Source organism: Poseidonocella sp. HB161398, from assembly GCF_005870025.1.
In the GTDB taxonomy this organism is placed as follows: domain Bacteria; phylum Pseudomonadota; class Alphaproteobacteria; order Rhodobacterales; family Rhodobacteraceae; genus Mangrovicoccus.
The window spans coordinates 103,149-126,319 of sequence record NZ_VATA01000018.1 but is presented as its reverse complement, the minus strand read 5'-3'; the positions used below and the strand labels follow the sequence as shown (position 1 = coordinate 126,319).

At 69.0% G+C, this 23,171-nt stretch carries 19 protein-coding genes; 13 read left to right on the top strand and 6 right to left on the bottom strand.

Features of this window, described 5'->3' with window-relative positions; genetic code table 11:
* Window positions 1–38 precede the first annotated feature (38 nt).
* On the bottom strand, window positions 39–1,625 hold the full coding sequence (locus tag FGX59_RS15900; protein ID WP_138468019.1) for a lysine--tRNA ligase: 1,587 nt from the start codon (window positions 1,623–1,625) through the stop codon (window positions 39–41).
* Between the two features lie 182 nt (window positions 1,626–1,807).
* Here FGX59_RS15900 and FGX59_RS15895 point away from each other — a divergent pair, with 182 nt between their 5' ends.
* Entirely contained in the window at window positions 1,808–2,179 is a 372-nt protein-coding gene (locus FGX59_RS15895) for a tellurite resistance TerB family protein (protein WP_240722497.1), read from the top strand.
* Between the two features lie 4 nt (window positions 2,180–2,183).
* Here FGX59_RS15895 and FGX59_RS15890 read toward each other — a convergent pair whose 3' ends face one another.
* Together FGX59_RS15890 and FGX59_RS15885 are read right to left on the bottom strand one after the other, a co-directional pair.
* Window positions 2,184–2,852 carry an SOS response-associated peptidase gene (locus FGX59_RS15890; protein ID WP_138468015.1) on the bottom strand — a complete coding sequence of 223 codons (669 nt, stop codon included), beginning with the start codon at window positions 2,850–2,852 and terminating at the stop codon, window positions 2,184–2,186.
* An 82-nt stretch (window positions 2,853–2,934) separates the two neighbouring features.
* Window positions 2,935–4,527 carry a bifunctional UDP-sugar hydrolase/5'-nucleotidase gene (locus FGX59_RS15885; RefSeq protein WP_138468013.1) on the bottom strand — a complete coding sequence of 531 codons (1,593 nt, stop codon included), beginning with the start codon at window positions 4,525–4,527 and terminating at the stop codon, window positions 2,935–2,937.
* A gap of 137 nt (window positions 4,528–4,664) precedes the next feature.
* On the opposite strand from FGX59_RS15885, the gene FGX59_RS15880 reads away from it, so the two are divergent.
* From FGX59_RS15880 to FGX59_RS15865, 4 genes are read left to right on the top strand one after another with little or no spacing between them, the layout of a single operon-like run.
* Window positions 4,665–5,006 (top strand): DUF952 domain-containing protein, encoded by a 342-nt coding sequence (locus tag FGX59_RS15880; protein ID WP_138468011.1) that lies wholly within the window; start codon window positions 4,665–4,667, stop codon window positions 5,004–5,006.
* Window positions 5,003–6,082: a quinone-dependent dihydroorotate dehydrogenase gene (locus FGX59_RS15875; RefSeq protein ID WP_138468009.1), complete on the top strand. Its 1,080-nt coding sequence runs from the start codon at window positions 5,003–5,005 to the stop codon at window positions 6,080–6,082. The genes FGX59_RS15880 and FGX59_RS15875 overlap by 4 nt, the downstream gene beginning before the upstream one ends.
* Before the next feature lie 24 nt (window positions 6,083–6,106).
* Window positions 6,107–6,457, top strand: coding sequence for a hypothetical protein (locus tag FGX59_RS15870; RefSeq protein ID WP_138468007.1), 351 nt, complete (start codon window positions 6,107–6,109; stop codon window positions 6,455–6,457).
* Window positions 6,458–6,496: 39 nt separating this feature from the next.
* Complete coding sequence (locus FGX59_RS15865) at window positions 6,497–7,012, top strand: copper chaperone PCu(A)C (RefSeq protein WP_138468005.1); 516 nt, start codon at window positions 6,497–6,499, stop codon at window positions 7,010–7,012.
* Window positions 7,013–7,075: 63 nt separating this feature from the next.
* On the opposite strand, the gene FGX59_RS15860 is transcribed toward FGX59_RS15865, so the two are convergent.
* Window positions 7,076–8,914, bottom strand: coding sequence for an ABC transporter ATP-binding protein (locus tag FGX59_RS15860; protein ID WP_138468003.1), 1,839 nt, complete (start codon window positions 8,912–8,914; stop codon window positions 7,076–7,078).
* Complete coding sequence (locus tag FGX59_RS15855; RefSeq protein WP_138468001.1) at window positions 8,911–9,588, bottom strand: tyrosine-protein phosphatase; 678 nt, start codon at window positions 9,586–9,588, stop codon at window positions 8,911–8,913. The genes FGX59_RS15860 and FGX59_RS15855 overlap by 4 nt, the downstream gene beginning before the upstream one ends.
* Before the next feature lie 179 nt (window positions 9,589–9,767).
* On the opposite strand from FGX59_RS15855, the gene FGX59_RS15850 reads away from it, so the two are divergent.
* The 7 genes from FGX59_RS15850 to FGX59_RS15820 all read left to right on the top strand — a co-directional run bounded on the left by FGX59_RS15850 (window position 9,768) and on the right by FGX59_RS15820 (window position 17,958).
* A complete protein-coding gene (locus FGX59_RS15850; protein ID WP_138467999.1) occupies window positions 9,768–10,964 on the top strand; it encodes an alanine--glyoxylate aminotransferase family protein in 1,197 nt (398 codons plus the stop codon).
* 93 nt (window positions 10,965–11,057) lie between these two features.
* Entirely contained in the window at window positions 11,058–12,053 is a 996-nt protein-coding gene (gene speB / locus FGX59_RS15845) for an agmatinase (RefSeq protein WP_138467997.1), read from the top strand.
* A gap of 99 nt (window positions 12,054–12,152) precedes the next feature.
* Window positions 12,153–12,947, top strand: a complete 795-nt coding sequence (gene surE, locus FGX59_RS15840; protein WP_138467995.1) for a 5'/3'-nucleotidase SurE — start codon at window positions 12,153–12,155, stop codon at window positions 12,945–12,947.
* A 7-nt stretch (window positions 12,948–12,954) separates the two neighbouring features.
* A complete protein-coding gene (locus tag FGX59_RS15835; RefSeq protein WP_138467993.1) occupies window positions 12,955–13,599 on the top strand; it encodes a protein-L-isoaspartate(D-aspartate) O-methyltransferase in 645 nt (214 codons plus the stop codon).
* Between the two features lie 111 nt (window positions 13,600–13,710).
* On the top strand, window positions 13,711–14,835 hold the full coding sequence (locus FGX59_RS15830) for a peptidoglycan DD-metalloendopeptidase family protein (RefSeq protein ID WP_138467991.1): 1,125 nt from the start codon (window positions 13,711–13,713) through the stop codon (window positions 14,833–14,835).
* Between the two features lie 109 nt (window positions 14,836–14,944).
* Window positions 14,945–17,530 carry an aminopeptidase N gene (pepN, locus tag FGX59_RS15825; RefSeq protein WP_138467989.1) on the top strand — a complete coding sequence of 862 codons (2,586 nt, stop codon included), beginning with the start codon at window positions 14,945–14,947 and terminating at the stop codon, window positions 17,528–17,530.
* Window positions 17,527–17,958 carry a hypothetical protein gene (locus FGX59_RS15820; RefSeq protein WP_138467987.1) on the top strand — a complete coding sequence of 144 codons (432 nt, stop codon included), beginning with the start codon at window positions 17,527–17,529 and terminating at the stop codon, window positions 17,956–17,958. Before pepN ends, FGX59_RS15820 begins: the two co-directional genes overlap by 4 nt.
* 695 nt (window positions 17,959–18,653) lie before the next feature.
* Here the strand turns inward: FGX59_RS15820 and lon are convergent.
* Complete coding sequence (gene lon / locus FGX59_RS15815; protein ID WP_138467985.1) at window positions 18,654–21,062, bottom strand: endopeptidase La; 2,409 nt, start codon at window positions 21,060–21,062, stop codon at window positions 18,654–18,656.
* 314 nt (window positions 21,063–21,376) lie between these two features.
* On the opposite strand from lon, the gene zapE reads away from it, so the two are divergent.
* Window positions 21,377–22,513, top strand: a complete 1,137-nt coding sequence (zapE, locus tag FGX59_RS15810) for a cell division protein ZapE (protein ID WP_138467983.1) — start codon at window positions 21,377–21,379, stop codon at window positions 22,511–22,513.
* Window positions 22,514–23,171 lie beyond the last annotated feature (658 nt).

Sequence of the window (23,171 nt, the reverse complement as noted above, 5' to 3'; positions counted from 1 at the left end):
TAATCTTGCAGTAAAGAATACCCCAAACTTCCGTTGCGTCAGGCGACAGCCAGCTCGCCCGCCAGCGCCTGGCCGATCAGGGCGATGGTCTCCTCGACGCCGTAGAGCGCGATGAAACCGCCGAAGCGCGGGCCCTGGCTCTGGCCGAGCAGCACCTCGTAGAGCGCCGTGAACCAGGCGCGCAGCGGCTCGAAGCCATGCGCCTTGCCGACCGCGAAGACTTCGGATTGCAGCGCCTCGGCATCGAGCCCGCCCTCCCAGGAGGCCAGCCGCGCGGCCAGGTCCTCGAGCGCGGCGCGCTCGGTCTCGGTCGGCATGCGGAAGACCTTGGTCGGCTTGACGAAATCCTTGTAGTACTGGACCGCGTAGCCGGCCGCTGCATCGAGGCCCGGATGGGTCTCGGGCGTCGCCTCGGGCGCGTAGCGGCGGATGAAGCCCCACATCGCCTCCTTGTCCTCGGCATGCGCCGCAGAGGCGAGGTTCAGGAGCATCGAGAACGGCACCACCATGTCCGAGGCCGGCACCTTGCCCGGGCCGTGGATGTGGAACACCGGATTGGCCAGCTGCGCCTTCGGATCCTGCCCCGCATAGGCGTTGAGCTGCTGGTGGTACTCGTCCATCGCCTTCGGGATCACGTCGAAATAGAGCCGCTTGGCCGTCTTCGGCTTCTGGAACATGAAGTAGCTGAGGCTCTCGGTCGAGGCATAGGTCAGCCACTCGTCGATCGAGATGCCGTTGCCGGTCGATTTCGAGATCTTCTGCCCCTTGTCGTCGAGGAACAGCTCGTAGGTGAAATGCTCGGGCTTCCTGCCGCCGAGGATCTCGCAGATCCGGTCGTAGATCGGCGTGTTGGTCGAGTGGTCCTTGCCGTACATCTCGAAATCGACATCGAGCGCGGCCCAGCGGGCGCCGAAATCGGGCTTCCACTGCAGCTTCACGTTGCCCCCCGTCACCGGCAGGGTCCATTCGCGGCCGTCATTGTCGTCGAAGGTGACCGTGCCCTGCCTGGCGTCGACATGCTTCATCGGCACGTAGAGGACGCGGCCGGTCTCCGGATGGATCGGCAGGAAGATCGAATAGGTCGAGGCGCGCTCGTCGCGCAGCGACTTCAGCATGACCTTCATCACGTCGTCATAGCGCTCGGCGGCGCGCAGGAGCACCTCGTCGAACTGGCCGGACTTGTAGAACTCGGTCGCGGAGTAGAATTCGTACTCGAAGCCGAACGTGTCGAGGAAGCGGCGCAGCATCGCGTTGTTGTGGTGCCCGAAGCTCTCGTATTCCTCGAACGGGTCGTAGACGCTGGTCAGCGGGCGCTGCAGGTCCTCGCGCAGCCGCTCCTGGTTCGGCACGTTGCCGGGCACCTTGCGCATGCCGTCCATGTCGTCGGAGAAGCAGATCAGCCGCGTGGGGATGTCCGAGATCTGCTCGAAGGCGCGGCGGATCATCGTCGTGCGCAGGACTTCGCCGAAGGTGCCGATATGCGGCAGGCCCGAGGGACCGTAGCCGGTCTCGAACAGCACATAGCCCTTCTCGGGCGGTTTCTTCTCGTAGCGTTTGACCAGACGGCGGGCCTCTTCAAAGGGCCAGGCCTTCGAGTCCATTCCGTATTCCGCCAGATCGGTCATTTCGCTAGTCTTCCTGTTTGAAGGCGGCCCCGTGCCGCGCGGCCCTCCCTATTGATCGGACCCGCGGAGGTCAATATTTAGCCCCCATGCATGATGGTAAGGAGGCCGAAGTGGCCAAGGAAGAGACGCTGGACCCGCAGGATCCGCATTCGCTGAGCCCCCAGGACGCCCTGGTGCTCCTCATGATCGCGGCGTCGGTCAGCGACGAGTCGATCCGCACCGCCGAACTGGTGGCGATCCAGGCACTGGTGAATCACCTGCCGGTCTTCGCGGAATACGACCTCGACCGCTTCCCGAAGCTCAGCCAGACGGTCTTCGACCTCTTCGAGGAGGAGGACGGGCTCGACGCGCTCTTCGGGCTGGTGCGCGAGGCGCTGCCCGAGAAGCTGAACGAGACCGCCTATGCGCTGTGCTGCGACGTGGCGGCGGCGGACGGGCGGCTGCGCGAGGTGGAGCTGCGCTTCCTCGAGGAGATCCGCTACGAGCTGAAGATCGACCGCCTGGCCGGCGCGGCGATCGAGCGCGGCGCGCGGGCGCGGCACATGACGCTCTGAGCGCTCAGCCGTCGAAGGGCTCGATCAGCTCGGGTCCTTCGGCGCGGTTGGAATTGACCTTCGGGTCGACCCGGTGGGCGGCGAGGAGATCCTCGGGGCCGGGGCGCATCAGCACCGCGGCGCCATGGCCCGCCTCGCCCAGCCAGAGCGCCCAGTCGGGCGCAGCCACCGTCACCGGCATGCGGTGGTGGATATGGCCGAGCGCCTCGTTCGCCGCGGTGGTGACGATGGCGCAGGTCGACATGGCCGCGCCCTCCGGCGAGCTCCAGTCCTGCCAGATGCCGGCAAAGGCGACGAACTCGCCCTCCTGCGGATGGATGTACCAGGGCAGCCGGCGGCCGTCCTCGTCCTTGGTCCATTCGTAGAAGCCGCTTGCGGGGATCAGGCAGCGCCGGTCCCGCGCCGCCTGTCGGAAGGCGGGCTTCGTCGCGATCGTCTCGGCGCGGGCATTGATCAGGAGCGGCCCGTCCGAGGGGGAAGTGTACCACAGCGGCACGAAGCCCCAGCGCAGCGAGACCAGGCGGCGCGAGCCCTCCTGGCTGAGCACCGCATGGACCGCGTTGGTCGGGCAGATGTTCCAGTTCGGCACCTCCGGCAGGTCATTCGCCGGGGCGGCGCCGAAGATCTGCACCATCGCCTCGGGCGGCAGGGTCAGAGCGAAACGTCCGCACATGGCTCTCTCCGCGGCTGCAGCAAGGCCGGACCCGGCCGCCGTCCCGCCCGGAGGCCGGAGCGGCGGCGGTCCGGCCCGCGCCTCACTTGCGGGCGATCCGCCCGTCGGTGAAGGGCTCGTAGGGGCCCTCCATGCTGCCGATGTAGCGCGCGACCACCTGCTCCAGCCCGGGGCCGTAGTCATAGGCGTTCCCGGCCTGGGTGAACATCCGGAAGCCGTCGCCGCCGCTGCGCATGTAGTCGTTGGTCACCGCCAGATAGGTGGCCTCGGGGTCGATCGGCACCCAGTCCTCGCCGTCCTGCACCAGCACCTCGGTCACGCGGCCCTCGTTCGGGCCGATCGAGGGATCCCAGGTGAAGCGGAGGCCGGCCACCTGCGGGAAGCGTCCGGCGCCCTCCTCGACCTGGCTGACGCCGTTCTCCAGCGCGTCGATGATCATGGCGCCCGGCGCCTCGAAGGTGGCCAGCGTGTTCTGGAAGGGCAGCACGGCCAGCACCTCGCCCATCGTGACCTCGCCCTCGTCGATCGAGGCGCGCAGCCCGCCGCCATTCTGGATCGCGACGGTCACCCCCTGCTCGGCCACCGCGTCGAGCATCGCCTCGGCCACGAGATTGCCCATCGCGCATTCCTCCGCCCGGCAGGTCTCGCGCTGGCCGTCGATCAGCCCCGCGGAGGACCCGACCACCTCGGCCTTGATCTCCTCGAGCGGCGCGGCATAGGCGGCGACCTTGGCGGCGACATCCGGATCGGGCACAACGGAGGCGTCGAGCGGGATCGTGTCGCCCTCGGCCGAGAGCAGCGTGCCCGCGTCGTCGAAGGTCAGCGCCAGATGGCCGACATAGCGCGAATAGGCCATCGCCTGGACGATCGGCACCTCGCCCACCATCAGCGGATAGGGGCCCGCGGCGTCCTCTTCGGTATTCGACAGCAGCGTGTGCGAATGGCCGCCGACAATCGCGTCGAGCCCGTCGATCCCGGCCTCGGCGATCTCGACATCCTTTGGCAGCCCGACATGGGTCAGCGCGATGATATGGGTGATGCCCTCGGCCTGGAGCGCAGCGACATCCTCGGCGATCGAGTCGATCTCGTCGTTGAAGAGCACATTGCCGCCGGGGCTCGAGGTGTCGACCGTGTCGGTGGCCAGCGCGGAGACGAGGCCGACCTTGACCCCGTCGAGATCGAAGACCAGCGTGTCGGCGACATCGCCCGCGAGGCTCGGCTCGGCCGAGACGTCGAGATTGCCCGAGGTCAGCGGAAAGCCGACCTTGCCGACGAATTTCGACAGGTTGTCCGGCCCGTCGTCGAATTCGTGGTTGCCCACGGCCATTGCGTCGAAGCCGATCATCTCCATGAAGGCGGCTTCGACCTCGCCCTTGTAGGCGGTGTACATCATCGAGCCCTGGAACTGGTCGCCGGCATCGAGAACCAGCACCTTCTCGCCCTCGAGCTGGCTGCGCAGCTCGTCGATCTTGGCCTTGACCCGCGCCACGCCGCCGAAGCACTCGCCGGCCGCGTCATCCACGGGGGTGCAGGTGGAATTGTACTTGTTGACCGGCTCGATCCGGCTGTGCAGGTCGTTGATATGCAGGATGTGAATCGTCGTTTCCGCCCAGGCGGCGGGCGCCGCGGAGGAGGCAGCGGCAAGCGCCAGGACAGACAATGAATTGCGGAGCATGGAGGCCTCCAGTTACGGACTTTCCGGCGATGCTACCCGCCGCCCGGCGCTTCGGGCAAACGTTTTGACCCGCCCCGCCCGCGACCCGTGGGCGCGCGCCCCCTTGACCAAATTCCGCGGAGGGGCCACGAGGGCGCATGCGGATCTACAAGATATTTCGCGCCGCCGAATGGGCGGCCCTGGAGCGGGACGGAACCACGGACGGCGCGCCGGTGGATCTGGCCGACGGCTATATCCATTTCAGCACGGCAAGCCAGGCCGCGGAGACGGCGGCGAAGCATTTCGCCGGGGCCTCCGGGCTGGTGCTGGCCGAGCTGGAGGCGGAGGCGCTGGGAGAGAAACTGGCCTGGGAGCCCTCGCGCGGCGGACAGCTCTTCCCGCATCTCTACCGCGCGCTCGCGCGGACCGAGGTGCTGCGGCACTGGCCGCTGCCGCTCGATGCCCAAGGTCGCCACGCATTCCCGGAGGACATGGCATGAAGGCAATCGAGAAGGCCGGGCTTGCCGTGCTGCAGAGGATGGATCCCGAAACCGCGCATGACTGGGCGATCTGGGCGCTGGAGCACGGGCTGGCGCCCTTGCCGCGCAAGGTCGAGAGCCCGCGGCTGGCCACCAGGCTGGGCAAGCTCGAGCTGGCCAATCCGCTGGGGCTGGCGGCCGGGTTCGACAAGAACGCCCGCGCGCTGCCGGCGCTGATGAAGGCCGGGTTCGGCTTTGTCGAGGTCGGCGCCACCACGCCGCGCCCGCAGCCCGGCAATCCCAAGCCGCGCCTCTTCCGCCTGCCCGAGGACAGGGGCGTCATCAACCGCTTCGGCTTCAACAACGAGGGCGCCGAGGCGATGGCGGCGAAGCTTGCCGCGCGGCCCGAAGGCGGCGTGCTGGGGCTCAATCTCGGCGCCAACAAGGACAGCAGCGACCGCATCCAGGACTATGTGGACGTGCTGTGCACCTGCGGCGGCCATGTCGATTTCGTCACGATCAACGTCTCCTCGCCCAATACCGAGCAGCTGCGCGACCTGCAGGGCAAGAAGGCGCTCTGGGCGCTGGTCACCGAGGTGATGCAGGCGCGCTCCACCCTGCCCGGCACCCACCGGCCGCCGGTCTTCCTGAAGATCGCCCCCGACCTGAAGGCGGAGTCGCTGGCCGACATCGCCGAAGTCGCGGCGATCTCCAGCCTCGACGGCATCATCGCGACCAATACCACCATCGGGCGCAGCGGCATCCAGAGCCGCCATCGCGGCGAGGCGGGCGGGCTGTCGGGCGCGCCGCTCTTCACCCGCTCGACGGCGGTTCTGGCGCAGCTCTACGAGCTGACCGAGGGCAAGCTGCCGCTGATCGGCGTCGGCGGCATCGCCTCGGCAGATGACGCCTTCGCCAAGATCGCCGCCGGGGCGACCGCGCTGCAGCTCTATTCGGCGCTGGTCTACCAGGGGCTGTCGCTGCTGCCGGAGATCCTCGAGGAGCTCGACCGCAAGGCGCGCGATCTGGGGCTCGCCAACATCGCCGAGGCCCGCGGCCAGGAAGCCCGGTTCTGGGCCGCCCGCTTCGAGGACTGATCCGATGCCCGAAGCGCCCCTGCCGTGAGCCCGCTGCGCCCCGCCGCCGCCCTCCTCGTCCTGCTGATGCTGGTCTCCGGCTTCAGCTACGGCGCGGCGCGCGGCCAGGCACGGGCGGCGGGCGAGCTGGTGATCTGCGCGGGCGGCGCCGCGGTCACGGTCCGGGTCGATGCCGAGGGGCAGCCTGTCCGCGACACCCATCTGTGCCCGGACGGCATCCAGGGGGCGCTCTCGGCGCTGCTGCCGCCCGGCGCGCTTCCCGCGCCGCGCCCCGCCGGGCTCCGCCCCGGACCGCAGCGGGCCGGAGCCACCGTCCCGCCCGGCTTCCGCCATCCGGCCGTGCCGCCCCGGGGACCGCCGGCCCGCCTCCTCTGACCCCGCTGAAGACCGGACCAGACCAAGGAGGAGTTTCCCATGTTCCGCACCATCGCCCTTTCCGCCGCGCTGTCGGCGCTTGCCGCAGGCGCCGCCCTGGCAGGCGACATCGCCATCCATGACGCCTATGCCCGCGCCTCGACCAGCCGCTCGGTCTCCGGCGCCGCCTTCATGACCATCGAGAATGCCGGGGCGGCGCCCGACCGGCTGATCGCCGTTGCCTCGCCCGCTGCCGAGCGGGCCGAGCTGCACACCCATATCCAGGACGCCAATGGCGTGATGAAGATGACCGAGGTCGAGGAAGGCTTCGAGATCCCCGCCCATGGCAGCCACGCGCTGGCCCGCGGCGGCGACCACATGATGCTCATGGGGCTCCTCCAGCCGCTGAAGCAGGGCGACATGGTGCCGGTGACGCTGACCTTCGAGAAGGCCGGCGAGATCGCCATCGAGGTGCCCGTCGACCTGGAGCGCGGCCCCGGCCAGACCCGGCCCGGCGGCAATCATGGCGGGATGATGCATGGCGACGCCACGGGCCACGGCGCGAAGACGCAGTAGCCCCGGAACGCAAAGCGCCGCCCCGGGGGGCGGCGCCTCGCATTGCGCAGCTGCGGTCCGGGATCAGCTCCGCGGCGCTTCGGAGGCGCCGGCCTCGTCGTCCGCGCTCTGCGCATCCGCATCCGCCTTGCCCTCGATGGCATCGCTGCCGAACTGGGTGCGGTAGAGCTCCGCATAGGCGCCGCCAAGCGCCAGCAGCTCTTCATGGCTGCCTTCCTCGACCACCTGGCCCTGGTTCAGCACGACGATCTTGTCGGCGTCGCGCACGGTCGAGAGCCGGTGGGCGATGACGATGGTCGTGCGGCCCTTCGACAGCCGGTCGAGCGCCGCCTGCACCACTGCCTCGCTCTTGACGTCGAGCGCCGAGGTCGCTTCGTCGAGCAGCAGGATCGGCGTGTCGCGCAGGAGCGCCCGGGCGATGGCCACTCGCTGGCGCTGGCCGCCCGAGAGCAGGCTGCCCCGCGCGCCGACATCGCTGTCGAGCCCGCGCGGCAGCTGGTTGACGAAATCGCTGACATGGGCGGCGTCGAGCACGGTCTTCATCTCTTCGTCGGTCACGTCCGTGCGCCCCAGCGTGATGTTCTCGCGCAGGGTCTCGTCGAAGAGCAGGCTGTCCTGGGTCACCACCGCGAACATGCCGCGCAGCGTCGCCAGGTCGATGTCCTTGGCGGGCACGCCGCCGATCACCACGCGGCCGTCCTCGGGATCGATCAGCCGGGTGATGACGTTGAAGAGCGTGCTCTTGCCCGCCCCCGAGGGACCGACCAGCGCCGTGGTCTTGCCCGCCTCGGCGACGAAGGCCGTGTGGTTGAGCACCGGCAGCTCGCCATAGGCGAGGCTGACATCCTCGATGCGGATCTCGGGACGCTCGGGACGCGCGGTGCGCGCGCCCGGCGCGCTGACGATCGAGGGCTTGGTGTCGAAGAGGTGCTTCACCCGCTCCAGCCGCGTGGCGAAGGCCTGCCAGCCCCCGGCCAGCCCGGCCAGGCGGCGCAGCGGCTCGAAGACCAGCAGCATCGAGGTGAAGAAGCTCATGAACTCGCCGACGGTCTTGTTGCCCGAGATGATCTCGCCGCCGGCGAAATAGAGCACGCCGACAAAGCCCACGGCAGTGACGACATCGACCAGCAGCGGGATTATCGAGCGCCCCAGCTGGGTGCGCATCGACAGGTCGATGATCTCGTCCTGCAGGGTCATGTAGCGGCGGTGCTGGTAGTCCTCGAGCGCGTTCAGCTTGATCTGGTTGATGCCGTGGAAGATCTCGTCCATCCGCACGGTGATGTCGGTGCCCAGGTCGCGGGTGCGCTTCGACAGCGAGCGCACGGCGCGCTGCACCAGAAGGATCGGCACCATCAGCAGCGGCGCGCCGATCAGCGCGATCGCCGTCCAGCGCCAGTCGATCGAGACGGCGACCACGGTCAGCGAGATCACCGCGATGATGTCGCGCCCCACCCCCAGCACGAAGCTGCGCCAGACCGCGCCGATGCCCGCGGCATCGCCCTGCACGCGGGTGATCATGTGCCCCGGCGGGTGGTCGTTGTGGAAGGAGGAATCGAGCGCCATGACATGGGACAGCAGGTCCCGGCGCATCTGCGCGGTGGAGACCTCGCCCACCCAGGTCATGATGCGCTTCTGCACCAGTCCCGAGACGCCGCGGGTCAGGAAGATCGCCATGATCGCCAGCGCGACCCATTTCAGCGCCTCCGCATCGCCGCCGACGAAGATGCGGTCGAACATCGGCTTGAGCACATAGGCCAGCAGGCCCATCATCGAGCCCTCGAGCGCCATCATCGCGAAGGCGATGGAGACCTTCCACTTGTAGGGATTGAGATAGCTCATCCAGAGCCATTTGAAGAGCGGCCAGCTGGCCGCCTCGGGGACTTCGGTCTCCCGCCTGCTCATCTGCGCGACCTCTTCCAGCTCTCTGTCAGTTCCTCGTGATCGTAGCGCGTCGCGATCCAGTCTTCGAGGGACTGGCCGCTGGCGCGGCTATCGGCCTCGTATGTGTCTAGCACATGGTCGAGGATGCCGGTATCGGTGCTGCGCAGGTGCAGGTACTTCCAGTGGAGCTGCCTGCGCGCCTCGGCGATCGGCCGGCCGTCGACCACGGCAAGATACAGCACGGCGGCGAAGCCCGCCCGGTCCGAGCCCGACTTGCAGTGCATCAGCATCGGCCGCTCGGCGCGGCGCATCAGCGCGACCAGGTTCAGCAGCTCATCGCGCGGCACCAGCTTGCGCGCCGACAGCTCGATATCGAGCATCTCGATGCCGAAGCGGGCGCAGGCCTCGCGCTCGAAGAGATAGGGCGAATGCTGCTTCTGGCCGCGCAGGTTGATGATCGTGCGGATCCCCATCTGCGCATAGCGCGCCACGCGGCGCGGAGAGGGCTGGTTCGACCGCCAGATGCCCGGCGCGATCTCCTCCATGTTCCACCACAGCACCCTCAGGATGCCGTGGTCGATCAGGTGGAAATGCATCATCGCCTGCCGGCGCTCGGCCGGCGTGCCGATCCTGCGCCCGTATTTCCTGCGCATCTTGTGCTCGAATTCGCGGAACCGCGCCTTGATCGGATTCATCTTCCTGCCGTCATCTGCGCGGTCCTCTTCCTGTGGATATCGGACCGCAAGTGGCGGGGAAATACGCGCTCGGGGGGGATCCATCAAGGCCCGGGTGCAAAAACCGCGCCAAAGGCTGGACGGCGGCGGGGGGGCGCACTAACGGAACGGGGTGGTTCGCGCAGTCGGAAAGGTGCGTCATGTCTCTCGCTCACGGTCGTCACTATCTCGCAATTCCCGGCCCTTCGGTCATGCCCGACCGGGTGCTGCAGGCCATGCACCGCCCTGCCCCGAACATCTACTACGGCGCGCTGGCGGAGATGACCGACGGCATGATCCCCGACCTGAAGAAGGTCGCCTGCACCGACGGCCATGTCGCAATCTATATCGCCAACGGCCATGGCGTCTGGGAGGCCTCGGTCGCCAATGTGCTGTCGGCCGGCGACAGGATGCTGGCGCTGTGCACCGGGCGCTTCGGCTTCGGCTGGGCGGAGACCGCCGGACGGATGGGCGTCGATGTCGAGCGGATGGATTTCGGCCTGCAGTCGCCGGTCGATCCCGCCCGGGTCGAGGAGCGGCTGCGCGCCGATAGCGGCCACCAGATCCGCGTCATCACCATGGTGCAGACCGACACCGCCACCTCGGTGCGCAGCGATGTCGCCGCCGTGCGCGCCGCGATCGACGCCGCCGGGCATCCCGCGCTCCTGATGGTCGACTGCATCGCCTGCCTCGCCGTGGACGAGATGCGGATGGACGACTGGGGCGCCGATGTCGTCATCACCGCCTCGCAGAAGGGGCTGATGACGCCGCCGGGGCTGGGCTTCGTCTTCTTCAACGACCGCGCCAGGGCCTTCCGCGCCGAGGCGAAGTCCGTGTCGATGTACTGGGACTGGGTGCCGCGCTCGGAGCCCGAGATGTTCTACCAGTATTTCAACGGCACCGCGCCGACCCACCATCTCTACGGCCTGCGCGAGGCGCTGAGCATGCTGCACGAGGAGGGCATGGAGAATGTCTGGGCGCGGCACGCGACCCTGGCGCGCAGCGTCTGGGCAGCGGTCGGGGCATGGGGCGCGGACGGCCCCGTCGCCTTCAACATCGCCGATCCGTCGCTGCGCAGCCACGCCGTGACCACGGTCAGCATCGGCAAGGAGCACGGGCCGCGGCTGCGCCAGTGGCTGACCGACGAGGCCGGCGTGACGCTGGGCATCGGGCTGGGCATGGAGACGGTCGAGAAGCGCGATTCCGACGGCTATTTCCGCATCGCCCATATGGGCCATGTGAACGCCCATATGGTGCTGGGCGTGCTCGGCACGATCGAGGCCGGCATGCTGGCGCTCGGCATTCCCCATGGCAAGGGCGCGCTGGAGGCGGCGGCCGCGGTCTGCGCCGGGCGCTGACCCCGGCAGCAGGGCGATTGACGCCGCCCGCCCGCTCGGGAAAAGCTGCGGCACCGGCCCGATTTCCGGCGCCGCAGCACGGAGAGACAGGGCATGACCGCGGAGATCACCGGCGCGAAGGGCGACCAGGCCTTCCGCCGCCAGGAACGGCTGGGGCGCTGGCCGGAAATGACCTATGGCGGGGTGCTGAGCTTCCTGCGCCGCAGCTACAGCCGCGACCTCGGCGGCGTCGATGCCGTCGTCTCGGGCGTGCCCTTCGACAGCGCCGTGACCTTCCGCACCGGCACGCGGCTGGGGCCGCAGGCGATCCGCGCGGCCTCGGTGCAGCTGGCCGAGCTGAAGGCCTTTCCCTGGGGCGTCGACCCGTTCGAGACGCTCTCGGTGATCGACTGGGGCGATGCCTGGCTCGATCCGCACCATCCCGCAACCGTCGGTCCGGCGATCGAGGCCCATGCGGATGCGATCCTCGCCTCGGGCGCGCGGATGCTGACGCTGGGCGGCGACCATTCGATCTCGCTGCCCTTGCTGCGTGCCCATGCCCGCCGCTTCGGGCCGCTGGCGCTGGTGCAGGTCGACGCCCATTGCGACACCTGGGAAGACGACGGCACGCGGCTCGACCACGGCACGATGTTCGCCCGCGCTGTGGCCGAGGGGATCATCGACGTGGCGCGCTCCTCGCAGGTCGGGCTGCGCACCCATAACGACGCCGATCCGGACTTCCGGATCCTCACCGCGCCCTGGATCCACCGCAACGGCATCGATGCGGCGATCGCGGCGGTGCGCGAGCGGGCGGGCGACGCGCCGGTCTATCTGAGCTTCGACATCGACGCGCTCGACCCGGCCTTCGCGCCGGGGACCGGCACGCCGGTGCCGGGCGGGCTGGCCTCCTGGCAGGCGCTGGAGCTGGTGCGCGGGCTCGACGGGCTGGATCTGGCGGGGATGGATCTGGTCGAGGTCTCGCCGCCCTTCGACCATGCCGAGGTCACTGCGCTGGCCGCCGCGACGCTGGCGCATGACTGGCTCTGCCTGCTCGCGCGCCAGAAGGCCGCCCGCAGCGCCCGTTCGGCGGGCCCGGACGGGATATCCTGAGACATATCCATCACCCCGCCGCAAAACCGCATGGCGGGGGATTTACCCGCGCGCGGCGGTCTTCTATCCCCGACGGGACTGGACGAGGACACTTTCCCCTTGCGCATCCTGATTACCAATGACGACGGCATCAACGCCCCGGGCCTGGCCGTGCTCGAACGCATCGCCGCAGAGGTCGCGGGGCCGGACGGCGAGGTCTGGACCGTCGCCCCGGCCTTCGAGCAGTCGGGCGTCGGCCACTGCATCAGCTACACCCATCCGACGATGATCGCGGAGCTGGGCCCGCGGCGCTTCGCCGCCGAGGGCGCCCCGGCCGACTGCGTGCTCGCCGGGCTCTACCACGTGCTGCCGGACCATCCGCCGGACCTGATCCTCTCGGGCGTCAACCGCGGCAACAACTCGGGCGAGAACGTGCTCTATTCCGGCACGCTCGGCGGCGCGCTCGAAGGCGCGCTGCAGGGCATCCCCTCGGTCGCGCTGTCGCAGTTCTACGGCCCCGGCAATGTCCGGCTCGAGGACAGTTTCGAGGCCGCCGGCGTCCATGGGCCGCGCATCGTCCGCGCGCTGCTCGACAAGGCCTCTTGGGATGCCGAAGCGGGCTACCACTTGTTCTACAACGTCAATTTCCCGGCCTGCGCGGCCGCCGAGGTCAAGGGCACGCGGGTCGCGGCCCAGGGACGGCGTCCGGGGGTGAATTTCTCGGTCACCGCGCAGCCCTCGCCCTCGGGACGGCAGTTCCTCTGGGCGCGGGGCGGCGACCAGAGGGTGCGCTCGGCGCCGGGATCGGATGTGGCGGCCAATCTCGACGGCTACATCTCCGTCACGCCGCTGCGGGCCGACCTGACCGCGCAGGACCATCTCGCCGGGCTCGCGGCCCGGCTCGACGAAGGGTAGCACGCCCATGAGCTCGGCCGAACAGAAGATGCAGTTCATCTTTCGCCTCCGGCAGCAGGGCATCCTGGACGACCGCGTGCTCAAGGCCATGGAGGCCGTGGACCGGGGCCTCTTCATCACCGGCACCTTCGCCGAGCGCGCCTATGACGACATGCCGCTGCCGATCCCCTGCGGCCAGACCATCTCGCAGCCCTCGGTGGTCGCGCGGATGACCCAGGCGCTGAATGTCGGGCCGCGCGACACCGTGCTAGAGGTCGGCACCGGCTCGGGCTACCAGGCGGCAGTGCTCAGCCATCTGGCGCGGCGGGTCTATACCGTCGACCGCCACCGGCGGCTGGTCGAGGAGGCCACGCGCCGATTCCAGGCGCTCGATCTCTCCAATGTCACCGCGATGACCTCGGACGGCAGCCGCGGCCTGCCCGCTGTCGCGCCCTTCGACCGCATACTCGTGACCGCCGCAGCCGAGGATCCGCCCGGCACGCTCTTGGCGCAGCTGCGCGAGGGCGGTACAATGGTCGTGCCGGTGGGCCAGTCCCATTCGGTGCAGCGGCTTATCAAGGCAGTCCGCGGCCCTCAGGGGGTGGAATACGAAGAACTCGGCGACGTCCGCTTCGTTCCCCTTGTCGAAGGGCTCGGACATGACGAGATATAGCCCCGACGGGGACCGGTCTGTGCGGCACGAGGCGGCGCGGCCGAATTTTTTTGTTGTGACACGCGCGGAAAGCGTCCCGCAGAGGGCGCGCGCCAGAAGGAAGATGAGCAGATGAGCCACAAGCCGCACCTCCTCAGAGCCGGTTCGCTCGCCGCGGTCGCCCTGGTCGCCGCCTGCACCAATGTCAGTCCGCCGATCTTCGGCACCGATCCGGGCAATGCGCCGTCCGCGCCGGTGACCGCCGCGCCGCCGCCCGCGGACAGCCGCGGGGTGATCAGCTATCCGACCTATGACGCGGTGCGCGCCCAGCGGGGCGACACGCCGACGACGATCGCCGCGAGACTGGGCATCGATGCGGGCACGCTGGCGCGGCATAACGGCCTGCCCGAGAATGCGTCGCTGCGCGACGGCGAGCTTCTGGTGCTGCCGGTCCGGCTCTCTGCCGGGGGCGCCGCCGAAAGCAGCGACATCGCCTCGATCGCGGGCGCGGCGCTCGACCGCGCTGATGGTAGCTCCGCCCCGGGCGGCACGCAGAACGCGGCCGAGCCGGTGCGCCACACCGTCACCCGCGGTGAGACCGCCTATTCGATCGCGCGGCTCTACAATGTCTCGGTGCGCGGCCTCGCCGACTGGAACGGCCTGCCGCCGGACTATGCGGTGCGCGAGGGCCAGGTGCTGCTGATCCCGCTGCCCGGCCAGCAGCCCGCCGCCGCCGCAAGCGCCAGCGCGGCGCCCGCGGATGCCTCCATCCCCGGCGAGGGCACCAAAGTCGCCGAGCCGCCAAGCGCGGCCGAGCCGCTGCCCGAGAATGACGAGCCCGCGCCGGCCCCGGCCGCGCCGGTGGCCGTCGCCCCGATCGATGCGCCGCAGACCTCGGCCTCGGACACCGCGCGGCTGGCCAAGCCCGTCGAGGGCCGCATCCTGCGCGGCTACGAGAAGGGCTCGAACGAGGGCGTGGACTTCTCCGCCTCGGCCGGCTCGCCGGTCCGCGCCGCCGATTCCGGCACCGTCGCGGCGATCACCCGCGATGTCGACCAGGTGCCGATCGTGGTCATCCGCCATTCCGACGGGCTGCTGACCGTCTATGCGAATGTCGACTCGATCGCGGTGGCCAAGGGCGACACGGTCGGCCGCGGCCAGCAGATCGGCGTCGTCCGCCAGTCCGATCCGGGCTTCCTGCATTTCGAGGTCAGAAACGGCTTCGAAAGCGTCGATCCGATCGACTACCTGAACTGACCCGGAAACGGATCCGGCCCGGGCGCGACCGATCACGGCATCGCGCCCGGCAGCCCCTTCCGCTTCGCGCGCCGCGGGTCTAGGCTCCGTCCGAACAGAGGAGTCCCCGATGCGCGATGCGAGCCCCCAATCTGCCGCGGAAACCGTCTACCTGAAGGACTACGCGCCCTTCACGCACCTGATCGACAAGGTCGATCTGGTCTTCCGCCTGCATCCGACCGCGACCCGCGTGGTCAGCCGCATCGCCTTCCGCCCGAACCCGGCCGCCCCGGCCCTGCCGCGGAAGAAGGACGCCAAGCCGCAGATCTTCCTGCATGGCGAGAAGCTGAAGCTGATCGGCGCGCGGATCGACGGCAATCCGGTCAAGCCGCGCGTCATCGAGACCGGGCTGAGCTGCGAGGTCCCCGCCAAGCCCTTCATCTGGGAGGCCGAGGTCGAGATCAATCCGTCGGAGAACACCGCGCTCGAGGGGCTCTACATGTCGAACGGCATGTACTGCACCCAGTGCGAGGCCGAGGGCTTCCGCAAGATCACCTACTATCCCGACCGCCCCGACGTGATGGCGCCCTTCTCGGTGCGGATCGAGGGCAATCTGCCGGTGCTGCTGTCGAACGGCAATCCCGGCAAGGTCGGCGAGGGCTTCGCCGAATGGCACGACCCCTGGAAGAAGCCCGCCTATCTATTCGCGCTGGTCGCGGGCGAGCTGGTCAGCCACCCGGACAGCTTCCGCACCCGCTCGGGGCGGGACGTCAAGCTGGGCATCTGGGTGCGCGAGGGCGACCTGGGCAAATGCACCTTCGCCATGGACGCGCTGAAACGCTCGATGGCCTGGGACGAGACGGTCTATGGCCGCGAATACGATCTGGACGTGTTCAACATCGTCGCAGTGGACGATTTCAACATGGGGGCGATGGAGAACAAGGGGCTGAACATCTTCAACTCCTCCGCCGTGCTCGCCAGCCCCGAGACCGCCACGGATGCCAATTACGAGCGCATCGAGTCGATCATCGCGCATGAGTACTTCCACAACTGGACCGGCAACCGCATCACCTGCCGCGACTGGTTCCAGCTCTGCCTGAAGGAGGGCCTGACCGTCTTCCGCGACCAGCAGTTCTCGGCCGACGAGCGCTCTGCCCCGGTGCAGCGGATCAACGACGTTCTGGCGCTGCGCGCCCGGCAGTTCCGCGAGGATAACGGGCCCCTGGCGCATCCGGTGCGCCCCGAGAGCTTCGTCGAGATCAACAACTTCTACACCGCCACCGTCTACGAGAAGGGCGCCGAGCTGATCGGCATGCTGCGCCGCCTGGTCGGGGCCGAGGGCTATGCCAAGGCGCTCGACCTCTATTTCCGCCGCCATGACGGCCAGGCCTGCACGATCGAGGACTGGCTGAAGGTCTTCGAAGATGCCTGCGAGCGCGACCTGTCGCAGTTCAAGCGCTGGTACGCCCAGGCCGGGACGCCGCGGGTGACGGCGGAAGAGAGCTGGAAGAACGGCACCTTCACGCTGACCCTGACGCAGCAGACGCCGCCCACCCCCGGCCAGCCCGAGAAGGCGCCGCTGCTGATCCCCGTGGCGGTCGGGCTGATTGCCGCCGACGGAAGCGAAGTGGTGCCGACCCGGGTGCTGGAGCTCGAGGAACGGCGCCAGACCTTCCGCTTCGACGGGCTCGCCGAACGCCCGGTCGCCTCGGTGCTGCGCGGCTTCTCGGCGCCGGTGATCCTCGACCGCAACTCCAGCGCCGCGGAGCGCCTCTTCCTGCTGGCGCATGACACCGACCCGTTCAACCGCTGGGAAGCCGGCCGGGCGCTGGCGCGCGACGCGATGCTGGCGATGCTGCGCGACGGCGCCGAGCCCGATGCCGCCTATATCGAGGCGCTCCACGACCTCATCGGCGAGCATGGTCTCGACCCGGCCTTCCGCGCGCTCTGCCTCGCCCTGCCCTCGCAGGACGACCTGGCCCAGGCGCTGCATGACGCGGGCGTCGTGCCCGACCCGATCGCGATCTACCGCACCCGCCGCGCCTTCGGCGAGGCGATGGCCAACGAGATGCGGCCGCGGCTGGCCGCGCTCTTCGAATTCTGCCGGGTCGAGGGGCCCTACAGCCCCGATGCCGCCTCGGCCGGGATGCGCGCCCTGGGCGGCGCCGCGCTGTCGCTGATGACGCTGCTCGATGGCGGCAACCGCGCGCGCAGCCAGTTCGAGGCCGCCGACAACATGACCGAGCAGTTCGGGGCGCTGGCCGCGCTGGTCTCGATCGGCAGTGCCGACCGGGAGCTCGCGCGGTTCTACGAGCAGTGGAAGGGCGACCGGCTGGTGCTCGACAAGTGGTTCGGGCTGCAGGCCGGGATGGCGCCGCCCGAGACCGCCGTGGCCACCGCCCGCGCCCTGGCCGGGCACCGCGACTTCACCTGGAAGACCCCGAACCGCTTCCGCGCCCTGATCGGCGGCTTCGCCGGCAACCTGGCGGGCTTCCACGATCCCTCGGGGGCGGGCTATGCGCTGGTGGCCGACTGGCTGATCCGGCTCGACCCGGTGAACCCGCAGACCACGGCGCGGATGACCACCGCCTTCGAGACCTGGCGGCGCTACGATGACGACCGCCGCGCGCAGATGCGCGAGGCGCTGGAGCGCATCCTCGCCGCCCCGTCCCTGAGCCGCGACACCACCGAAATGGTCTCGCGGATCCTCGGATGAGAGCCGCTCCGCTCCTCGCCGCCCTGGCCATCTCGGCCTGCGCCGGGGAGCTGAGCCAGATCGAGCCCGGCCAGGCTCCGTCGCGGACGGCCGCGCCCTCGGCTGCGGCCGGAATGGCGGGGCTGCCGCGCGGCACGGCGGCCGGCAGCGCGACGGAAACGCTGACCCCCTATGCCGCGGAAAGCCAGCTGCGGCGGCTCGACCAGATCGCCACCGATGCCGCCGCAGGCACCGCCGACGAGGCGGAGCTGCGCCGCGTGCGCCAGCAGGCCCAGGCGCTCTCCTCGACCCGGACCATCTCCCGTCCCGCCATGGGCAGCAGCGGCGCGGCCCCGGTTTTCGAGGGCGTGCCGACCGCCGATCCGATGATCCTCGGCATCCAGCGCGCCCAGGCCGTCGAGGCCCGCGCCGCCGTCGGCGAGCGCTGACCCGCGGGCAGGCCCCCGCATTCCCCGTTCCGGCGATCCGGCGCGGCTACCTGCGCCGATTTTCCAAATGCGACCGTCATCGGCGTTTTTGTCGGGATTCCACGGATTCTGCGAGGGAGGCATCTGGCGTGTCCATTTTCGGAGCGTCGCTCATCGCCAGTTCCGCCCTCCTTGCAGACCATATCGGCCAGGCGGCGACGCTCGTCTGGGACAAGGCGATCGGCGGTGCTGGCATCGACCGGTCTCGGCGCGACCGGCGCCGGAGACCTGTTCGCGATGTGCGGCACGGTCGGCGCCCCCGACCGAAACGACTGGTTCCAGTTCACGGTGGGATCGACAACCGGTGTCGTGCTGACCGTGCTGGAAGAGAGGTTCTCCTCGGGGATCCCGATCTTCGGGACTGAACCACGCAAACCTCCGACAGCAGCTATGGCAACGTCTTGCCGGGGACGGGCCTGGTGCGCGGCCCCTATTTCGCGCGGCCTGCAGAGTGCGCGGCCCATACCAGCTCCGGCACGCTGGGGATCGTCGACCGGACCGTCGGGACCGCCGCCGCCGCGGCTGACCGGAGGGCGGGCGTCCCGCCACCGGGACGGCCGCGCCGCAATCCACCGGGCAGGACGCCGGACAGGAAAAAGCCCCCGCCGTTTCCGGCGGGGGCAATTGTCTTCAGCGCGGTCCGGCCGCGGCCGAGATCAGTGGGCCGGGCGCGCCGCTGCCGCAGCTGCGGCCTGGGCCATCGCCTGGGCGGCGGCCTCTTCGGCTTCCTCGTCCCATTCCACCGGCTCGGGCTGGCTGACCAGCGCGTGCTTGAGAACCTCGCTCACGTGGCTGACGGGGATGATCTGCAGCCCCTCTTTCACGTTGTCCGGGATCTCCGGCAGGTCCTTGGCGTTCTCCTCGGGGATCAGCACCGTCTTGATGCCGCCGCGGAGCGCCGCCAGGAGTTTCTCCTTCAGCCCGCCGATCGCCAGCACATTGCCGCGCAGCGTCACCTCGCCGGTCATCGCGATGTCCTTGCGGACCGGGATGCCGGTCAGGACCGAGACGATCGACGTCACCATCGCCACGCCCGCAGAGGGCCCGTCCTTCGGCGTCGCGCCCTCGGGCACGTGGACGTGGATGTCCACCTTGTCGAAGCGCGGCGGCTTCACCCCGATGGCGGTCGAGATCGAGCGCACGTAGCTGGACGCTGCCTCGATCGACTCCTTCATGACGTCGCCGAGCTTGCCGGTGGTCTTCATGCGGCCCTTGCCGGGCAGCTTCAGCGCCTCGATCGACAGAAGGTCGCCGCCCACCGAGGTCCAGGCCAGGCCGGTCACGACGCCGACCTGATCCTCTTTCTCGGCAAGGCCGTAGCGGAACTTCTTCACGCCGAGATAGTCCTCGAGCACGTCCGGCGTCACGTCGACCGTGTCGACCTCTTTCTTGACGATCCGGGTCAGCGATTTCCGCGCGATCTTGGCGACTTCGCGTTCCAGGTTCCGCACGCCCGCCTCGCGGGTGTAGTAGCGGATCACGTCGGTCAGCGCCTCGGGCTCGAGCTTGAACTCCTTCGCCTTCAGCCCGTGGTTCTTGACCTGCTTGGGCACCAGGTGGCGGGTCGCGATCTCGCGCTTCTCGTCCTCGGTGTAGCCCGCGACCGAGATGATCTCCATCCGGTCAAGCAGCGGCCCCGGCATGTTGTAGCTGTTGGCCGTGGTCAGGAACATCACGTCCGAGAGGTCGTATTCGACCTCCAGGTAGTGGTCGACGAAAGTGCCGTTCTGTTCGGGGTCGAGCACCTCGAGCATCGCCGAGGCGGGATCGCCGCGGAAATCCTGGCCCATCTTGTCGATTTCATCGAGCAGGATCAGCGGGTTGGTGGTCTTCGCCTTTTTCAGCGCCTGGATGATCTTGCCCGGCATGGAGCCGATATAGGTCCGGCGATGGCCGCGGATTTCCGACTCGTCCCGGACGCCGCCGAGCGAGATGCGGATGAATTCGCGCCCGGTGGCCTTGGCCACCGACTTGCCCAGCGAGGTCTTGCCGACGCCCGGAGGACCGACGAGGCAGAGGATCGGCCCCTTCAGCTTCTTCGAGCGCTGCTGCACCGCCAGGTACTCGACGATGCGCTCCTTGACCTTCTCCAGACCGTAGTGATCGTCGTCCAGGACCTCCTGCGCCTTGGCGAGGTCCTTCTTGACGCGGGACTTCACGCCCCACGGGATCGACAGCATCCAGTCGAGATAGTTGCGCACCACCGTCGCCTCGGCCGACATCGGCGACATCTGCCGCAGCTTCTTCAGCTCGGCATCCGCCTTCTCGCGGGCCTCCTTCGACAGCTTGGTGGCCTCGATGCGCTCTTCCAGCTCGGCGATCTCGTTCGAGCCGTCCTCGCCGTCGCCCAGCTCCTTCTGAATGGCCTTCATCTGCTCATTCAGGTAGTATTCCCGCTGGGTGCGCTCCATCTGGGACTTCACGCGGGTCTTGATCTGCTTCTCGACCTGCAGGACCGAAATCTCGCCCTGCATCAGGCCGTAGACCTTCTCCAGGCGCTCGGCGATCACCAGCGTTTCCAGCAGGTCCTGCTTCTGGCCGACATCGACGCCCAGATGGCCCGCGACCAGGTCGACGAGCTTCGCCGGGTCATGGGTCTCGGCGACGGCGGTCAGCGCCTCTTCGGGGATGTTCTTCTTGACCTTGGCGTATTTCTCGAATTCCGACGCGACCGAGCGCAGCAGCGCCTCGACCGAGGCGGTGTCGCCATGGGTTTCCTCGAGCAGCTCCGCGGAGGCCTCGAAATAGTCGGGATTGTCGATATAGCTGGTGATCTTCACCCGCTTGCGCCCTTCGACCAGCACCTTGACGGTGCCGTCGGGCAGCTTCAACAGCTGCAGCACATTCGCCAGCACCCCGATGCGGTAGATCGCGCCGGTATCGGGATCGTCCTCGCTGGCGTCGATCTGCGAGGCCAGCAGGATCTGCTTGTCCTCGCGCATCACCTCTTCCAGCGCCTTCACCGATTTCTCACGCCCGACGAAGAGCGGCACGATCATATGGGGAAAGACGACGATATCGCGCAGCGGCAGGACGGGATAGGACGGGCTGAGGGTATCTGTCATGGTTCTTCCTTCGTGGCAGCGGACGGGAGCCCCTGGCTACAGGCAACTCCCTCCTCTCCGGTAAGGTTTCGTACATGGTACGAAGCATCCGGTCTTTCAAGCATCGCCAGAGCTCGGCTACCACCATGGCGGGATTGCCGGGCAGTGGCAAGTCGGCCCCGCCGAACTTTCCGCGACCCTCGCCACAAGGTTAATCACGTCAACGCAACCGCCCGAAAACTAGCCATCCGGACAATCGCGCCCTCCGTCCGGCCATGCGGCAGCGCGGCACAATGGCGGTTCCCCCCTGCGGGCTTCCGCGCTAAATGCGGTCCATGACCGAGCTGAAGTACATCTACGCCACCCGTGCCGCCGAAGGCACCATCCGGCCCGATCCCGCGCAGGAGGCCGTCCTGCCGGAATTCGAGCGCATCCGCGCGGCGCTGGCGGCACCGCCGCCGAAGAAGGGGCTGTTCGGGCTGAAGGCGAAGAAGCCAGAGCCGGTCAAGGGGCTCTATCTCTGGGGCGGGGTCGGCCGCGGCAAGTCCTTCCTGATGGACCTCTTCGCCAGCCACGTCTCCGTGCCCAAGCGGCGCGTGCATTTCCATGCCTTCATGCAGGAGATCCATGCCGGGCTGAACGAGGCGCGCAAGGCCGGGGCCTCGGATGCGGTCGTGCCGGTCGCCGACAGGATTGCCGACGAGGTGCGCCTGCTGGCCTTCGACGAGATGACGATCACCGACATCACCGACGCGATGATCGTCGGCCGCCTCTTCGAGCGGCTCTTCGAGCGCGGCGTGACCGTGGTGACGACCTCGAACCGCCATCCCGACGATCTCTACAAGGACGGGCTGAACCGCCAGCTCTTCCTGCCCTTCATCAAGGAGATCAAGGAGCGGCTGACGGTGTGGGAGCTGGTCTCGCCCACCGACTACCGCCAGGACCGGCTGTCGGGCGAGCAGGTCTATTTCCATCCCGCCAATGCCGCGGCGCGCGAGAAGATCGACGCGATCTGGCACGAGATGACCGGCGCGCCGCGGGTGCGCGGCGAGGCGCCGACCAAGGGCGGGCGGATGGCCGAGCAGCGCCACCGCACCGGCGAGGAGCTGGTGCTGAAGATCAAGGGGCGCGAGGTGGTCATCCCGCGCTTCCGCAACGGCGTCGGCCGCGCCTCCTTCTGGGATCTGTGCAGCGCGATGCTGGGCCCGGGCGACTACCTGGCGATCGCGGGCGCCGTGCGGGTGCTGATCCTCGAGGACGTGCCGCGGCTGGGGATGGAGAAGTTCAACGAGGCGAAGCGCTTCGTCACGCTGGTCGACGCGCTCTACGAGGCCAAGGTCAAGCTGGTCGTCTCGGCGGCGGACGAGCCCGAGCGGCTCTACATGGACGGCGCAGGCAGCTTCGAATTCGAGCGCACCGCCAGCCGCCTGCGCGAGATGCAGGACAAGGACTGGGCGACGGATCCGGACTGAGCCCGCCGCCCCCTGCCGCCCCGTACCGCCCGGGCAGCTCTCTCCTCGCAAGGCTTGGGAGCGCTGCGCCGCGAAGCGGGATCCCGGCCGGCAGCGGCATTTCCGGGACGGACCGGCGAAGGACCATGTGCCGAGGACGGCTTTCCCGGCTGTCCCCGAGTCCCGCCGCTTGCCGTCGAAATGCCGGGCAAGGGATTCCCGGGACCGCCATTGCCGAGCTTCCGCTTGCCTCTCGGCAAACGGGAATGATCCGGAACATGCCCGGGCAGAGCGCATCCCCCGATCCCGCGCCGGTCCCGGAGTTTCCCCGGGCGGCAATGGACACGGTGATAGTTTCACCGCACCAGTCGCCTGCCGGATGTTTGCTGACAGCGCCATGACCGCACAGGGCGCAGTCGCCGGACCAATGAATGCCCCCTCGCCGGAACGCAGCCGTCGCCGGTGTCTCGCGCGACCGTGGATGCCCGCCGATCCTGTCGCGGCGGCGCCGGGCGTCTCTGCCCCGGTCATGCCCACCGGGAGGGAGTCCCTGCCATGCCCCTGGACCCGCGAAGACGCGCCGCGATGCCAAGCGCGCCCCGGGCAGGCCCTTGCCCGGAGCGCACATGCCGGAAAATGCCAGCAGGGACCATGCTAGAGGCCCGGGCCGCCAGAGCCG